Annotated in this window: 13 protein-coding genes; 10 read left to right on the forward strand and 3 right to left on the reverse strand. The window is 39.7% G+C overall.

Going from position 1 to position 16,175, the window contains the following annotated elements:
• Position 1 precedes the first annotated feature (1 nt).
• Entirely contained in the window at positions 2 to 2,725 is a 2,724-nt protein-coding gene (locus tag BCU68_RS05065) for a heavy metal translocating P-type ATPase (RefSeq protein WP_198591684.1), read from the forward strand.
• Between the two features lie 179 nt (positions 2,726 to 2,904).
• On the forward strand, positions 2,905 to 3,588 hold the full coding sequence (locus BCU68_RS05070; protein WP_102563705.1) for an NAD(P)H-binding protein: 684 nt from the start codon (positions 2,905 to 2,907) through the stop codon (positions 3,586 to 3,588).
• A 49-nt stretch (positions 3,589 to 3,637) separates the two neighbouring features.
• Here the strand turns inward: BCU68_RS05070 and BCU68_RS05075 are convergent, their stop codons facing one another.
• On the reverse strand, positions 3,638 to 4,714 hold the full coding sequence (locus tag BCU68_RS05075) for a LacI family DNA-binding transcriptional regulator (protein ID WP_102563706.1): 1,077 nt from the start codon (positions 4,712 to 4,714) through the stop codon (positions 3,638 to 3,640).
• A gap of 265 nt (positions 4,715 to 4,979) precedes the next feature.
• On the opposite strand from BCU68_RS05075, the gene BCU68_RS05080 reads away from it, so the two are divergent.
• From BCU68_RS05080 to BCU68_RS05095, 4 genes are all read left to right on the forward strand, one after another.
• Positions 4,980 to 7,097 carry an alpha-galactosidase gene (locus tag BCU68_RS05080; protein ID WP_102563707.1) on the forward strand — a complete coding sequence of 706 codons (2,118 nt, stop codon included), beginning with the start codon at positions 4,980 to 4,982 and terminating at the stop codon, positions 7,095 to 7,097.
• 122 nt (positions 7,098 to 7,219) lie between these two features.
• Positions 7,220 to 8,989: a solute:sodium symporter family transporter gene (locus BCU68_RS05085; RefSeq protein ID WP_102563708.1), complete on the forward strand. Its 1,770-nt coding sequence runs from the start codon at positions 7,220 to 7,222 to the stop codon at positions 8,987 to 8,989.
• 522 nt (positions 8,990 to 9,511) lie between these two features.
• Positions 9,512 to 10,357 (forward strand): enoyl-CoA hydratase/isomerase family protein, encoded by an 846-nt coding sequence (locus BCU68_RS05090; RefSeq protein ID WP_102563709.1) that lies wholly within the window; start codon positions 9,512 to 9,514, stop codon positions 10,355 to 10,357.
• Positions 10,357 to 10,752: a nuclear transport factor 2 family protein gene (locus tag BCU68_RS05095; protein WP_102563710.1), complete on the forward strand. Its 396-nt coding sequence runs from the start codon at positions 10,357 to 10,359 to the stop codon at positions 10,750 to 10,752. Before BCU68_RS05090 ends, BCU68_RS05095 begins: the two co-directional genes overlap by 1 nt.
• Before the next feature lie 377 nt (positions 10,753 to 11,129).
• Here BCU68_RS05095 and BCU68_RS05100 read toward each other — a convergent pair whose 3' ends face one another.
• Positions 11,130 to 11,393, reverse strand: a complete 264-nt coding sequence (locus tag BCU68_RS05100; protein ID WP_102563711.1) for a hypothetical protein — start codon at positions 11,391 to 11,393, stop codon at positions 11,130 to 11,132.
• A gap of 317 nt (positions 11,394 to 11,710) precedes the next feature.
• Here BCU68_RS05100 and BCU68_RS05105 point away from each other — a divergent pair, with 317 nt between their 5' ends.
• Positions 11,711 to 12,790: a WYL domain-containing protein gene (locus tag BCU68_RS05105; RefSeq protein ID WP_102563712.1), complete on the forward strand. Its 1,080-nt coding sequence runs from the start codon at positions 11,711 to 11,713 to the stop codon at positions 12,788 to 12,790.
• A gap of 89 nt (positions 12,791 to 12,879) precedes the next feature.
• On the opposite strand, the gene BCU68_RS05110 is transcribed toward BCU68_RS05105, so the two are convergent.
• Positions 12,880 to 14,313 carry a hypothetical protein gene (locus BCU68_RS05110; RefSeq protein ID WP_102563713.1) on the reverse strand — a complete coding sequence of 478 codons (1,434 nt, stop codon included), beginning with the start codon at positions 14,311 to 14,313 and terminating at the stop codon, positions 12,880 to 12,882.
• A 294-nt stretch (positions 14,314 to 14,607) separates the two neighbouring features.
• On the opposite strand from BCU68_RS05110, the gene BCU68_RS05115 reads away from it, so the two are divergent.
• The 3 genes from BCU68_RS05115 to lepB all read left to right on the forward strand — a co-directional run bounded on the left by BCU68_RS05115 (position 14,608) and on the right by lepB (position 16,020).
• Positions 14,608 to 14,892 carry a hypothetical protein gene (locus BCU68_RS05115; protein ID WP_102563714.1) on the forward strand — a complete coding sequence of 95 codons (285 nt, stop codon included), beginning with the start codon at positions 14,608 to 14,610 and terminating at the stop codon, positions 14,890 to 14,892.
• A 224-nt stretch (positions 14,893 to 15,116) separates the two neighbouring features.
• Positions 15,117 to 15,365, forward strand: coding sequence for a hypothetical protein (locus BCU68_RS05120; protein WP_102563715.1), 249 nt, complete (start codon positions 15,117 to 15,119; stop codon positions 15,363 to 15,365).
• Between the two features lies 1 nt (position 15,366).
• Entirely contained in the window at positions 15,367 to 16,020 is a 654-nt protein-coding gene (gene lepB / locus BCU68_RS05125) for a signal peptidase I (protein ID WP_241901275.1), read from the forward strand.
• Positions 16,021 to 16,175: the final 155 nt, after the last annotated feature.

Genomic DNA, 16,175 nt, shown 5'->3' on the forward strand with positions numbered 1-16,175 from the left:
AATGAACATAAAACAGTATTCCTTGAGACTAAATGGTATCAACTGTGGTCGATGTGTCGCTAAAATTGTAGATGGGCTGCGTGAAAGCGATCCAGGTGTCTCGTTCACTATTAATGATACGAAAAATAGAGCAGAGATGATTACCACATTGTTGCCAGAGAAAGCGATAGCAGTCATTCAACAGTTAGGTTATTCAGCTTCAATTAGCACGCTGCAAGATTATAGTACATCGGTATCGAATGTTACTTGCCAACACTGTGTGGATAAAATCACTACAGCGATAGGTAAACTAGATGGTGCTGCTGAAGTGGCTGTTGATCTAGAAAAGCATACACTGGCTGTGACTACTAGTTTGACTGGGGATGAGATTGAAAGTGTTTTGGTCGATCTAGGTTATAGCGCTAAGGCTGATGACACACAACCACAAACTAATGACGTTACCGAGTTGAATAAGGTGCATAAAACACAATCGTTGGAAGTCAGTATTGAGCTGTCATTAATCGGTGTCACTTGTGCAAGTTGTGTTAATACGATTGAAAAATCCCTGTTATCAGTGTCAGGTATTGACTCTGTTGACGTGAACTTTGCAAATCGCACCGCGAGGGTGGTTTCAGGTCTGCCGGCCAGTGTATTGATTGAAGCCATCCAAGAGGTAGGATATGACGCCGAGGCGATTGTTGATCAGGCGGTGGCAAACGATATAAAAGAAGAGCGAGAGGCTGAGGAATATCGCTTCAAGGTAAAACAAAGCATTATAGGCCTTGGACTTGGTGTACCTTTGATGATGTATGGTCTGTTTGGTGGACCAATGAACGTGAACACACAGTCTGAGCAGTTGCTATGGCTTGTGGTTGGGCTAGTGACCTTTTTCATTTTAGTCCGTGCGGGTAAGCACTTTTTTATCGGCGCTTGGAAGGCTTTTCTCAATCGTAATGCGAACATGGATACGCTGATAGCGCTTGGAACAGGCACGGCATGGTTATACTCATTGGTGGTCGTATTGGGACCGCAGTGGCTCCCGGAAAGTGCAAGACACCTCTATTTTGAAGCAACCGCTATGATCATTGGTTTAATCAACTTAGGTCAGGCACTTGAGTTAAAGGCACGAGGTCAAACCTCACAGGCTATCAAGCGTTTACTTTATTTGAAAGTTAAAACCGCCATTGTGATTCGTCATGGCAAAGAGATCGCCTTGCCGATTGAACAAGTCATTGCAGGGGACCTGATTAGGATTAGAGCGGGTGATAAAGTACCGGTAGATGGCGTGATTACTCAGGGTGGGACAACGATTGATGAATCAATGCTCACAGGGGAGCCGATTCCTGTTGTGAAACAGGTTGGAAGCTCTGTTTCTGCGGGGACGATTAATGACCAAGGTAGTTTTGTTTTCAAGGCGCAGAAAGTAGGTAGTGATACCGTCCTTGCTCAGATTATAGCGATGGTATCGAAAGCACAAAACTCAAAGCCACCAATTAGCCATCTTGCAGATAGAGTGTCATCAGTATTTGTCCCGATCGTGATGATTCTGTCTATTCTCACAGCGTTGGCTTGGTATAACTTTGGTCCTCAGCCCTCATTGGTTTATATGATTGTTGCGAGCACGTCGGTGTTGATCATCGCATGCCCTTGTGCACTAGGACTCGCAACGCCGATTTCAACCATGATTGGTGTCGGCAAAGCCGCTGAGTTTGGTGGGTTAATCCGTAATGGTGAAGCGTTACAAAGAGCTAGTGAGTTGGATGTCGTCGTGTTGGATAAGACTGGAACGATTACTCAAGGCAGGCCGGAAGTGACAAATTTTGTTTCGCTATCAAATGACTCCGATCTTCTGCCTATTGTGAGTGCATTAGAGAAAGGCTCGAATCACCCTCTTGCCAAAGCATTAATGACATTTGCTCAAAAAGAAGCGTGTGACGATGATAGCCTACCTGAAGTTTCAGACTTTGAGTCATTAACTGGACTAGGTGTCAAAGCTCAATATGCAGGTCAACGAGTGTTACTCGGCAATTGCAAGCTGATGAGCCAGTTTGAGATTAATATTGAACTGGTAATAGCACACGCTTCGAAGTGGGAGCGAGAGGCGAACACTGTTGTGTATTTTGCGATAGATGACCAAGTACAGGCGCTGTTCGGCATTAGTGACCCAGTTAGAGATGATGCTCACAGTGCGATAAGTCGTTTCCATCAGCAAGGTATTTATGTAGTGATGCTAACGGGTGATAACCACAACACAGCGAAGGCGGTAGCATCGCTGGTAAATGTGGATCAATATCACGCTGAGTTGATGCCTGAGGATAAGTTACACTGGATTAAACAGTTGCAAGCGGAAGGGCATATTGTCGGTATGGTTGGTGATGGTATTAATGATGCACCAGCACTCGCACAATCAGACGTTGGCTTTGCTATTGGAAGCGGTACGGATGTCGCGATTGAAAGCGCCGATATTACCTTGATGCGCAGCTCACTCCACGGAATCTCTGATGTGATTGAGATAAGTAGTGCCACAATGAAGAACATTAAGCAGAATTTATGGGGGGCATTTATCTATAACAGCTTAGGTATCCCAGTAGCAGCAGGGCTTCTGTTTCCGTTCACTGGTTGGCTATTGAGCCCTATTATTGCTGGAGCAGCGATGTCACTGTCTTCTGTTACGGTTGTTACAAACGCTAATCGCCTGCGCTTATATACACCGGTTTCAGCCCCTATAATCAACGAGGAGCAATAAAATGTTAGTCAATATTTTGGGTTTTACAGCGATAGCGTTTATAGCTTGGTGGTTTTGGGGTAAGAAAAACCAGTAAATAGCTATAAAGTAACAGGCAAATAATCACAAATGGCTAAGATATCTTTTAGGGTAGAGATTTCATTTATAGCTTATTTTACCTCCAACGTAAGTGAGTAAGTATGAATACATCATCGCACAGTGCAATCATTGCAGGTAGCACCGGCCTTATTGGTAAAGCACTGACTCAGGTGCTGATTAGCAATAAAGGTATATCTCATATTTATGCACTTAGCCGCCGTCCTCTGGGCGTTTCGTCAAGTAAACTGAGCGTTTTAGAGCATCCAAATTTAGATATCCCACCATTTAAGCCAGATGACACGTTGCCTAAATTAGGGTTTATCTGTTTAGGTACAACTCGTAAGCAAGCAGGTTCTAAAGCGGCGCTTGAAAAAATAGACTTAGATTTGGTCGTCAAGGTAGCAAAACAAATGGCAGAATCAGGCGTTAGAAAGCTTGCTGTTGTCTCATCTTTAGGTGCGAACCCAAAATCCTTTTCCCACTACATGCGCTGCAAAGGTAAAATGGAAGAGGAACTAGAGGCGATCGGTTTTGAGCACATTACCTTTATGCACCCAGGTCCACTGGTAGGTGAAAGAGAAAATACACGAGTCGATGAGATTCTAATACAACGAGTTATCGGGGCTATTCAGCCAGTGATGCGTGGGAAGTTACGTAACTACATCCCTATTTCAGATCGAGAGGTCGCGGTGGCAATGAACCAAGTTATGTCGAAAGAAGCAATAAGTTGTGTTGAACGATTGAACAGTGTGCAGATCCGACAGATCGCTAAAACAAGCGGTTAAACCCGTCAACGTGTCATGTCACCAGGTGAATCGTAACATTGTGCGACCTCTATTCTGGAAGTCGTGCTTCTATTTTTCTTAATAGTTGCTGGATTTCTTGCTTGCTGTAACTTCCTGTTTGCTTTGGAGCACTGCTTCTTCTGATGATCAATTCAACTGGAATTCGAGTCTGGTTTAATGGCACTTCATTGCTAGGATCTTGGTTCTTTAGCTCAATGGCTTGAATCACGGCCTGTTCCCCAATAGCTGTAAAATCTTGTTTAATCGTCGTTAATGGCGGGTTAAAATAGGCACTGTCGTTAATATCATCAAAGCCAGCCACCGCAACTTGTTCAGGTACTTTTATCTGCAATTCATCCAGCGCCCGTAGCGCACCAAGTGCCATTTGATCACTGGCGACGACGACCGCATCAAACTCTAACTGTTTGCCGAACGCTTCTCGCACTGCTAAGTAGCCGCTGCTAGCTTGCCAATCCCCTTGATATTGAAAAATTGATTGCTTACAAGCGGCCGTGATTTCTTGCTGCCAACTTGCTAAGCGAATTTTTGAAGCGCTCGATTCTTCAGGTCCGGTGATTAATAAAAACTGCTCACGATCGGTTTCAATGAGGTGCTTGATGACATCTGCGGCTCCCTGTGCATGCTCCCCATGTACGTAATGAACAGAAGTGGCATCCGGAACATCAATAAAGATCAGGTGTAAGCTTGGGAACTGATCAACTAATGTCACCGCATCATGAGTTGTTAATGGTACGTTGAGGATTACGCAGTCTACCTGCTGAGCAATCAGTTCTCGCATTGAAACTTGAATACTATTTAGCCCAGGTTCAGACACAATAGAAAATGCGGTCCCAAAATTGAGTTCATGGGCTTTTCTTCTTACCCCATTGGCAATCAGCGCCGCCCCATGCAATGCCATATCAAGTGTGATTAAGCCAATATTGGTCGACTTAGCACGACTAAGCATTTGTGCACCTTTATTAGGTATGTAACCAAGTTTTTTGATTGCTTGATTGACCTTCGTGCGGGTGGACTCTGCCACACTCTCTGAGCCATTTGTAACACGAGATACGGTTTGGGTTGAGACGCCTGCCAATTTTGCAACATCTTTGAAGGTTACACTCATGCTTCACTCCATCAAGAAACTCCGTATGGAAGTATAGTAACCAAAACTTCCTGATATAACCGTGCTAAACCTCAAAAATTTGTTGGCGAAAACATTAAAAAATGTTCACGAAAACAGTCGATCTAAGCCATATTTTTGACTCTTTAAAGCTTGTTTTGATCACACTTTATGGCAGGTAAGCTATTAAGAACAGCCTATTTAAGCAAACTATGTATTAAGCGTTGTTTACGAAAACAATATTACAAAAATAAATAATGAGTTTGCTATGACTAAGTTTGTTCATCTACAAAGTAAAAACCACAGCTTGATCATCAAAACAGATCGAGTACCAGAGATCCTACACTGGGGTGCGAAGATCGCTCAAATTGATGAGGACCTGCTTTTATCAACAGAAAGGCCAATTTCTCAGGCCCGTCTTGATGTTGATGTACCACTATCACTGTGTCCTGAATTAGGTAGCGGTCACTTTAACGCTCCAGGTATTGAAGGTCATCGTCAAGGTTATGATTGGGCACCAGTATTCAAAACAGTATCAATCGATACAGAGATACAAGAGAATCAAGATCAAAAAGTAAGCTTTGTACTTTTTGATGAAGTATCGCAACTTGAACTCACGGTTGAAGTAAAGCTTAACTACCTATCTGACGTAGTACAAAAGCGTGTTTCTGTGGTCAATAAAGGTGAAGAGGCTTACTTCCTAGGTAAACTTTCTTCAACGCTACCACTGCCTAATCATGCTGACGAGTTAATGACGTACCACGGTCGTTGGTGTCATGAGTTTCAAACTCAACGTCAAGCGTTTGAGCACGGTGGTTTTATGCAAGAGAACCGTCGTGGGCGTACCTCGCACGAGAATTTTCCTGGTATGTTTGCGGGTACACAAGGTTTTAGTGAACAACAAGGTATTGTTTGGGGTTTTCATTTAGGTTGGAGTGGTAATCACCAAATGCGTGCGGACGTACGTAGTGATGGTCGTCGTTTCGTTCAAGCTGGTGAGTTGCTGATTGCTGGTGAAGTCATTCTGTCTAATGGCGAAAGCTACACAACACCTTGGCTATATGGTGCATATAGCAAAACAGGTCTTAATGGCATCGCACAACGTTTCCAACAGTTTGTTCGCAATGAGATTGTTAACTTCCCTGTAGACAAGCCACGCCCTGTGCACCTAAATACATGGGAAGGCATCTATTTTGATCATAAACCGGAATACATCATGCAGATGGCAAGCGAAGCCGCTGAGATGGGCGTTGAGCGTTTCATCATTGATGATGGTTGGTTTATTGGTCGTGATGGAGAGCGTGCAGCACTTGGTGATTGGTACTTAGACGAAGTTAAATATCCCAATGGTCTAGAGCCTGTTATCAGCCATGTGAATAAGAAAGGCATGGAATTCGGTCTATGGGTTGAGCCTGAAATGGTCAGCCAAGATTCAAACCTATACCGTAATTACCCAGATTGGGTTCTTGGTCTACAAGGTTACCATCAACCATCAGGTCGTTGGCAATATGTGCTAGACCTACAAAATGATGACTGCTTTAACTACTTGTTTGAGCGACTAAGTGCACTACTGGCAACTTATAATATCACTTACCTTAAATGGGACATGAACCGTGAATTGGTACAACCAGGTCACGAAGGTCGCCCTGCGGTGCACGGTCAAACGCAAGCGCTTTATCGTTTAGTCGATGAACTGAATAAAGCACACCCTGAAGTTGAAATCGAATCGTGTTCTTCAGGTGGTGGTCGTATTGATTTTGAAATTCTTAAACGTACACAACGCTTTTGGGCATCAGATTGTAACGATGCGCTAGAGCGTCAGTCTATCCAAAAAGGCATGAGCTACTTCTTCCCACCAGAAGTGATGGGCGCACACATTGGTCCTTACGAATGTCACTCAACAAATCGTCGTCATGGTATCAATATGCGTGGTGTTACAGCGCTTGGTGGTCATATGGGGGTCGAACTAGATCCTGTAAAAGAGTCGGCAGAAGAGAAACAGGCATTCTCTCGTTATATCGCTCTGCATAAGCAATATCGTCACCTCTTGCATAGTGGTCGCAGCTTCCGCATTGACCCTGCAGATAAAAATCAGAATATTTATGGTGTTGAAAACGATGATGAAATGCTGATCACAGTTTGTCAGCTTGCTATGCCTGGTCATGCGCTTCCATCACCACTACGTATTAGCTGTGCAGACGTAAATGCAAAATACCAAGTTAAATTAGTTGAAATGCCTCAGACCAGCTTCCAACTAATGAAGCAGCGCCCTCAGTGGTTAGGTAAAACCTTGACCCTAAGTGGTGATAACTTAGAAGAAATTGGCGTAACACTGCCTATTCTTGACCCAGAATCAGCACTTATCATACACCTAAAAAAAATCTAGATTTTATTCTTAATTAAGAAAATTAAAACAATAAAAGGTGAAGGCGTAATGCCCATCTTGCGTCACCCCTTTGCCTAAAAATAGATATAAATCAATAAATCCAACATTTTAAGGACAAAAATATGCCAATGACAATCCTACTGTCATTCTTATTCTTTACAGGGTTCGTAGTATTTTATACTTGGTCTCGCGTTAAGAATCAGAAAAATACTTCTAAAGAAGGTTTCTTCCTTGGTGGTCGAAGTCTAACCGGTGGACTAATCGCAAGTTCACTTATCTTAACTAACCTTTCAGCAACCAGTTTTGTTGGTATGAGTGCACTGTCTTTTAAAGGCAACATGTCAGTAATGGGGTACGAAGTAGCATCAGGTATTACACTGATCATCATCGCCTTATTTCTAGTACCACGTTATCTAAAGCAAGGTATCACAACCATTCCTGATTTCTTGGAATCTCGTTATGACCTTTCTGTTAAGCAGTTTGTAACCGTACTATTTCTACTGAGCTACATAGTTAACCTGCTACCCAACACGCTTTACGCAGGTGCGATGGTGATTGGTGGTATCTTTGATATCGAGACAATGTTGGGTATTAGCCGATTCCAAGCCATTTTACTTATTGCTTCTATTATTGGTTTCCTAGGTTTGTTTTACGCTATTTACGGTGGACTAAAAGCGGTGGTTATTGCCGATACGTTAAACGGTGTTGGCCTGATTGTAGGGGGCCTGATGATCCCTATCTTTGGTCTGATTGTGCTTGGCGACGGCAGCTTCATGAACGGTGTAGAAGTCATCACAACTAACGCGACAGATAAATTACAAGCAGTAGGTGCAGAAGATGATCCAAATGTACCATTTTCCACCATGTTTACTGGTCTACTGTTGGTTAACCTTTACTACTGGGGTACTGATCAAGCCATTATCCAGCGTGCACTTGGTGCGAAGAACCTAAAAGAAGGGCAAAAAGGGGTTATCCTGGCTGGTGCAATCAAAGTAATTACACCTCTGTTCCTTATTATCCCGGGTATCATTGCTTACCATATGTTCGGTTCCGTTGATGCTGCTGGTCAAAGCTACGAAGCGGATACGATGTACACACGTCTAGTGAACGAAGTACTGCCTAAGCCACTGGTTGGGTTCTTCTTAGCTGCGATGTTTGGGGCAATCCTATCTACCTTTAACGGCGTACTAAACTCATCAACCACGCTATTTACGCTGAACGTTTACAAGCCTCTATTCGACAAAGAGAGCAAGCTTTCTGATGAGCAACTCGTCAACAAGGGTCGCTTATTCGGTCTATTTATTGCCATTCTATCGGTTAGTATTGCACCGTTCATCATGTTCGCACCAAACGGTTTGTTCGATCTGCTACAACGTCTAGCGGGTCTATTTAGTGTTCCAATCTTTACTATCGTATTGATGGGTTACATTACTAAACGTGTACCCGCGGTAGCAGCGAAAATTTCTCTAGCTTTTTTCGTCGCAGCTTACGGTATCGTACAGTTTACTCCTGCAGCAATGCATGACTACTTAGGTCCACTTAAACCACTGGCAGATTTACATTTCTTCCATCAGTTAGCCGTATTGTTCGTGATCTGCTGTGGCATCATGCTCATTATTGGTAAAGTTCGTCCACGTGATACTGACTATGTACTACCAGTGAACGAAGCTATGGATATCAAACCTTGGGAATTCCGCTTCGAGGCATCTGCCGTTATTCTATACATGGTTCTTGGTGCTTACATTACGTTCTCTGACCTTGGTTTAGTCGCTGGCGATACCGCATTCATGGTAACTTATGCACTGTGTGGTATTGTGATTATTGGTGGCATTTGTGCCCGTATCAGAAAGAAAAAGGTAAATGCTAAACAACCACAACTGCAAGAAGTATAAGCAGCAATAGATAAAATCATGGTCGTTACCCATTTGTAACTTTTTGGAAAACCATGTCATTTATAATCATAGCACCGTTAATTATTAATTAGCGGTGCTTCTTTATATGCCAATTCAAAGTTGAACCGATATTTGCGCTTAAAATTGTCTGAATATGCGAGCTACTCACTTACTTTCCACGTGAGAGAAAGAGTGTCAAGTTATCCTTTTGAAGGCGTATTTCAAACATTCGTATGGAGCTTGGGTATTACTCTTCTAAGGCTTAACGTTATTTATATACTTCTATTGGTTGTGTTGTTGAAGCCGATGGCGAGGAAAAACGTAATCGAAACACATGCTTGGTAATTTCAATTAAATGCATCCAAATGATACATAGTACAGTTACCCAATAATAATTATGTGGTTTTTGTTAATACTCATTGTGATTATTGTTAATAACACTAGTGGTGAGAACCTCATATAATCATTGGTAGCAACACAATCTAAGCAACTCATTTAAAGATATTTAATGGAGAGTTTATTATGAAATATGCAGGTTTTCAGACGTTTAAAACACAGCAGCAAGACGGCATCCTTACCGTTACTTTTGATTTTGGTACTGTAAATGTTCAAGGTCAAGAAATGCTCGCAGATTTAAATAGTCTAGCAATGAGACTAGAGCGTGATCGTAATACTAAAGTTGTTGTTTTCCAATCAGCAAACCCTGAAATTTGGGTTTGTCACTATGACACTGAGCTATTGAAAGATATGTCTACGGAGGCGGTTTCGCGTGAAGAAGCACAGGTTCTAGACTTGCAAGCGGTATGTGAGCGAATCAGCAAAGTACCACAAGCAACGATTGCCAAACTTGAAGGCTTCGCTCGTGGGGGCGGCCATGAACTAGCACTAGCTCTAGATATGCGTTTCGCTGTTCGCGGTAAATACAAGTTAATGCAGATGGAAGTGGGTATGGGTATCCTTCCATGTGGCGGCGGATCATCACGCATGGCTCGTCAAGTGGGTCTTGGTCGTGCACTAGAAATCGTATTAAGTGCTCGTGACTTTACCGCTGATGAAGCAGAAGCTTATGGCACAATCAACAAAGCATTCGAACCAGATGAAATCGGACCGTATGTTGACGCGCTTGCAGAGCGTATTTCTAAATTCCCCGCAGAATCTATTAATGCTTGTAAGCAAATGGTATATGAATCAATTGATAAGCCAATTGATGAAGCGCTTAAAGCAGAAGCGTACTGGTTATACCAGGCAACAAGCAAGACAGCAGCAGTTAAGCGTTTTCAAATTGCCGATGACCAAGGTTTAGAGCATGATATGGAAAACCAACGTAACTGGGAAGGGCTAGTGATGAACGTTCAGGATATTAACTAATGAGCACTAATAAACAGCTTGTTGTAGATTTTTTTACTCGTTTTGTCGCAACCGATGTAGATGGTTTACTCTCATTACTAAATGATGATGTTGTCTGGAAGATGATGGGACAACAGGGAAAGTTACCTTTATCTGGTGAAATGGATAAAAGCGGTATTGCTGATTTTACCAAAGGTGCCGCTGAGTTATTTGGTGGAACATTCAAGATGACCCCAAAGGCGTGGACTATCGATGGAGACCGAGTAGCCGTTGAAGTTGAATCTTTTGGCATTGTTAATAATGAGAAAGAATACAATAACCTTTATCATTATTTGTTTATTTTATCTAAAGGTAAAATTACAACGATCAAAGAATACGCTGATACCGACTTAGTTAGACGCGTGTTCATAGACTAACAAATGATTGGTTCACAACAAATAAAGCATAGAGGCTCATTCTATGCTTTATTCATCTTTATCGCTTGGTTCAAAATGGCTCTCAATCACATCGATGAACCATTTTTTAAGTCTTGCTTATTCTCTAACTGGTTCTTTCCACTTTACATTCTCTAATATCATAAATGGAACTGGAAAAACGAGGGGTATATTTTGGGCTATCATCGACGCTTAAGTCTTCGGCAATAGACCAAGCTTTATTAATTGATTCGCTATCAATGACATTATCAGGTAACAGAAGTAAAACATGACTCTTAACTCAAATGCCCAAGCTATCCTTTTGAATGCTTATTTCAAACATTGTATGGAGCTTGGGTATTTTTTTGATGGTACAGCCTTTAGATCAAAGAATTAGAATAGTTAAATTCTTGAATAAATCGCTTCTCTAAATTGAAATTTCGAACCTCAAAACCATCAATAAATATTTCCTCATTAATGTATCTAATGATGTGCTCTGCTTCGTTATAGAAGTTAGGTATTCCTGATGCTCGTAAGGCAACAAGATCCATTACTGCATTTCTATACTCACTTGTTATCTGTCTTTTGTTTTTATTAGGCTTTCTAAGATGAGTATAATTCTCTAGTGGTAAAACATTATCCAAATTGTCTATTCCTGATATAAGCAAGAGGGTGCGGGTGGATCTAGTCTATCAGATCAAACCAGTCTGTGGAGATATGAACCTCGTTAGCATGTAACCCTTTTTATAGTAGGCAACTTCTATACTCGTGTTAATAGACGCTAAGAATCGAAAATACAACAAGTGAGTGTTCACTTCTTGTTCTGGTGGAGACATTTTCTGTCCCTCTAGGCTTTATTATGATATACATCAAAAGTTATATGATTGAAATAAATCAGAATATTGTCTCAAATGAATAAAATTCAGCACATGACTGAGTAACTAACAATAAAGGTACGGCTTTGTCTCAAAAAACACTTGCAAATTTCTACGCCCACCAATTCTGTTTGAATCTATTAGCTAAAAGAAAAAATGGCTTGAATCAAGCTGAATTTTTTAAAGAAGTACAAGAACAGCAATTCTATCATCGAGAATCGGCTGGTATTAAAGCTGATACGAAGTGGGTTAATAATATCTTTAACAGAATTTATGAATACCATGGTGAGGGAGGTAGTGCACCTGGAGAGTTAAGCAATCTAATTGAATATCATGGAACGCGCAACAAAGGCGTATATAAAGTAAAGCCAGGTAAAGAGTTACCGCTTAATTTAAGTTTTAAAGACTCGTATCCAGTTATGTTGCTAGTGGCTGATAACGTACAAGGTAAACTCCCGCCTACAAAGGGAGAGAGCCTAAAAAATATCTCCCCATTAGTATCGGAAGAAAAAGTAAGCAAACTTAAGCGTTTATATGTTATGAAAGATACAGGGTATGAAGTTGTGGCTCCTGTTGTTGATCGCCTCGTATTGGAAAATATTGAAGCAGCACTTGAAAGTCGTTCACCGCTCTCTTTTCGTTACTCAGATGCGACACGTCACGTAGATCCTTACGGGCTATTTGTATATGGCAAGGTGTTCTACTTAGTTGGTCGTGAAGGTTATAAGTCGGGTGAGACAGAAAAGGTGATGACTGGAGAAGTTCGTACTTACGCTATTCACCGTATTAGTGATTCTGAAAACCATAAAAGTCGTAGCTTTGCTATGGGTGTAAATGAAAATGACCATTTTTCTGTAGAAGAATACCTATCTTCAGAAGCCGGTAAGTATTTTAATGGCGGATTAGAGTGCGAAGTTGTTTTGAAAATGAAGAAAAACCGTGCTGGTTCTAATAAGTTTGTCGATGAGTACAAACTAAGCGAGTGTCAGGAGGTTCAGTCAGAAGATGAGACACATTATATTTTAAAAGCAAAAGCACGTGATTGCTTAGATTTTCAAAAATGGCTTATCACTAATGCTAATAGCGTTGAAATTTTGTCTCCACCACATATCCGCGCTAAGGTCGTTAGTGATCTCAAGCGAGCTGTAAATAACTACGCTGATTAAAGAACAAATGAACATGTAGAGTAAATGCAGCGATTGAGCGTGAATCAATGGATAATAGATTTAAGCTATTATCCATACAATCTACTAATTTAAAACATTAAAAATACAATGTTGCCAACAACTGAATTAATTAAATAAGCAAGACTGCTTGTGTAACTGACCATGTGTTCAATCACTGATGAAAGATAATTATTACTTTTCATCTGGTCTAACAAAAAGCCATTGCCACCAAAACCAACATGGCTAACGATATATGGAATAAATAACATGATAATCCATAGTATGTATACCGTGTAATGGTATTTTACACTTTTTATGTAGTTAAAATACGTGACAAGTAATACATTTACAAGTAGTGAATGCGTATTTAATAAAATGCATAATGCCGATGCAAACAAAGCAATGAATGGAACGAAAAATATCCGGCCAATATTATTGAGTTGTTGTGGTTCTTTACTTTTACTTGAGTATTTATTAACGAGGTTATTTGGAACAGTATCTTTATATCTTTGATAAAATCCGTGTTGAGTTAGATGTAATTTAAACGGTTTATCGTGTGAAAAAATACCAACCTGTTCATTAACCTTTTTAATAATAGAAGGGTTTTCTAGAGGGTTATCAATATGCTGTAGAGCAATATCAATGCCATAAGTGGATTTTATCACTTTTTGCTTTTTTTTGTTAATATCATCACTAAAACTAGCCATGTACTTGTCAATAAACTCTCTTCTCCCTTTGTCGGGATGCCAACTTTCAGACATACGAATTCCAGATTCTTTGTAAATTTTATCTGCAATCCTCTTTGTTATACCTTCATGACCGAAACGGCGTAAGTTGTGACGATACTGTCTTTTAATAACACGAAAATCATCATGACCTTGGATACGAATCGGTAGTCTCAAGGAATCAGAAAAGTCGTTATATCTTTGCATATTTGAATTAATATCTTGATTAACTAGTAAGTATTTATTGTAGTAATAGCTGGTATTAGATTTAAATTCATTTTGATAAATAGGTAGCCAAAAATCTTTTTTTAATCGTGCTGTATCATTTAATGTGGAAGCAAGGCTGAGCGCAATAGGTGCTAAGAATGCAATTTGTACATCGGCAGAAGATTGACTTGTGCTTTCATCTTTTGTGCCAGGAATCGAACTGACGTTATTAGTATATGATTTCTGTATCATATATGCCCGATATTGACGATTTTGTGTAGATTCAGAACGAGAGTCTATATAAGTGTCTACGATTAATTTCTGACCATAGAAAGTAAGAAAATAAACGCCAATAACAAAGCTAAATATTTTTAACCGCGAGTGCTTTATTGGGCTAAATACTAAAGATTTAAACATAAGTAGTGCCAAACCAAAGCCAGAAAGTGCTCGACCATAGAATTCAATATCATCAACAGTGTGAACCTTATCATGACGAATAGCATTCATAAGACTAATAAAAAAACTCGTTTCTAACATCAAATAGACAGTCGAGATTAGGATAACAAGTTGCATGATAGATTTTTTTTTCATGTCATTCTCTTAAATACATAAAGTGGAGGCCTGAAGATCGGCATAGCATTACTTCTGCTACTTAAATCTATAGATGAGAGAAGACATTTTTTGTCTATTTTTAAGATCTCCATATTTAATCGTTGTTACTCTGTATATATGTTGATTTGTTGCTCCAATAGCTTAAAAAGGTGAAATATTTTCATTTAGACAAAAAATGTCTACCTTGTGGGTTAATATTAATTTTTGTTGTTCAATAGCTCTTATTGCAAGGTAATTTGCTTTATTTAAGAGTTTAATCAATCGGTATGTTAAATGAAAATACAGAAAGTAACTTGCATTGTTGTTTTATTCTCTGGCGTTATGCTCAGTGCTTATGGAGGAGTTAAATTGATCGAAGTTGTCGATGCAAAAAATCAAGCGATCGAAATCAGCTCACTATTTGGTAGTGTCGGAGGAGGATTAATGGAAAGTTTAGGTATTGAGCGCTTACTCGAAGAAGGAAAGAGAAAGGCAATAATGTTAATTGTTGGGGGGGGGATTACAACTTTATTGGCCACTACATTTTTATGTGTGCAATATGAGGCTCGGAACAATTAAAATTTCAAATAGACAAATTTTGTCTGTGAACTCCATTAAGATAACTGTATTAAAACAAACAAGTGAGGAAAGGCAGTGAACTATTTTTCAAAAGAACTATTTCATTTATACCGTGAGACAACACGTCCAAATAAAAAGGTGCTTTTTGTTTGGTTTCGACCTTTGAAAGTTCTAAGTAGAATTATTATTCTTCCTATTTTATTTTTGTTATTGGTGTAGTTGTTATGATCGAATCAGATTTGGATGATATTATTGGTGGGGCAGTGCTTGCTATAACTGTTACATTGTTGGGAGTATTTTATAGTGCATATAGACTTTATGCTAATTTTTTTTCTGGGCAAATGGAAAGTATTTTAGATATATTCGGATGGATCTCTTTGATATATATGTTGCTTTTGGTTGTTAATTTTTTTCTGTATCACTTATCTACAGATTTATACATATATGAAGAGGTCGATTATGATGAATTGTAAAATGTTGTTTAAATCTATTTCAGTTTTAACCTCGATCCCACTGTGGATATTTATTACTTTTTTTTACGTAGTTAATGTTGAAAATGTTGGTTTTTCCCGAGGAGAAAGTATGGCGCCTACGGTTCGAACAAACTCGTTGATAGGTAGAACGAAAGTAGAATCGGTAGAGTATCAACCGAACAATGGCGAAATGATTTCATTTCGAGATGTTACCAATAGTTCTGGTTTTGATAGTCTTGGAAAACGAGTGATAGGAAGGCCCGGTGACTTGGTTGAGTTAAAACAAGGAAAATTGTATATCAATAGTTTACCTGTATCACAGCAAGTTATCGTTGAAAATGAGGATTATATTTTTTTCAAGGAAAAGTTTGATAATATTGAATATTACGTACAGTATTTTAAAAATGATTCTAAGTGGTCAAATAAAGACTTTTCATGGGGAGTTGTCCCTGATGGACATATATTTGTGATGGGTGATAATCGAGATAAGTCATATGACTCAAGAGACGCTAGATTGGGTTTTGTTCCAATTGAAAAGGTATTAACTGTTATGAATAAAGTTAAAATTAACACAAAACAGGGCTTAGGTAGCAGACAGTTTAACTGCTCCCCTTATACTGTTGGCGATAATTTACCATATCAAGGACGCTGCTAGGCTACACAATAACTATGCTATGAATTAGTTATATACATTGAATGATTAGAGCAAAGATAGTATTTACTATATCTTACATTTACTCTTAGTGATTGAATTGTTAGTTTTTTTCTATTGTGATATGTTGCGATTTATCTCTTATATTATTTTCTAGA

Source organism: Vibrio sp. 10N.286.49.B3, from assembly GCF_002873395.1.
Lineage (GTDB): Bacteria > Pseudomonadota > Gammaproteobacteria > Enterobacterales > Vibrionaceae > Vibrio.

Bases quoted from the DNA above. Each gene is read 5' to 3' on its own strand.
- BCU68_RS05120 (WP_102563715.1), top strand. From the start codon at position 15,117: ATGATCGAATCAGATTTGGATGATATTATTGGTGGGGCAGTGCTTGCT.
- lepB (WP_241901275.1), top strand. From the start codon at position 15,367: ATGTTGTTTAAATCTATTTCAGTTTTAACCTCGATCCCACTGTGGATA.
- BCU68_RS05085 (WP_102563708.1), top strand. From the start codon at position 7,220: ATGCCAATGACAATCCTACTGTCATTCTTATTCTTTACAGGGTTCGTA.
- BCU68_RS05115 (WP_102563714.1), top strand. From the start codon at position 14,608: ATGAAAATACAGAAAGTAACTTGCATTGTTGTTTTATTCTCTGGCGTT.
- BCU68_RS05090 (WP_102563709.1), top strand. From the start codon at position 9,512: ATGAAATATGCAGGTTTTCAGACGTTTAAAACACAGCAGCAAGACGGC.
- BCU68_RS05065 (WP_198591684.1), top strand. From the start codon at position 2: ATGAACATAAAACAGTATTCCTTGAGACTAAATGGTATCAACTGTGGT.
- BCU68_RS05110 (WP_102563713.1), bottom strand. From the start codon at position 14,313: ATGAAAAAAAAATCTATCATGCAACTTGTTATCCTAATCTCGACTGTC.
- BCU68_RS05070 (WP_102563705.1), top strand. From the start codon at position 2,905: ATGAATACATCATCGCACAGTGCAATCATTGCAGGTAGCACCGGCCTT.
- BCU68_RS05080 (WP_102563707.1), top strand. From the start codon at position 4,980: ATGACTAAGTTTGTTCATCTACAAAGTAAAAACCACAGCTTGATCATC.
- BCU68_RS05095 (WP_102563710.1), top strand. From the start codon at position 10,357: ATGAGCACTAATAAACAGCTTGTTGTAGATTTTTTTACTCGTTTTGTC.
- BCU68_RS05075 (WP_102563706.1), bottom strand. From the start codon at position 4,714: ATGAGTGTAACCTTCAAAGATGTTGCAAAATTGGCAGGCGTCTCAACC.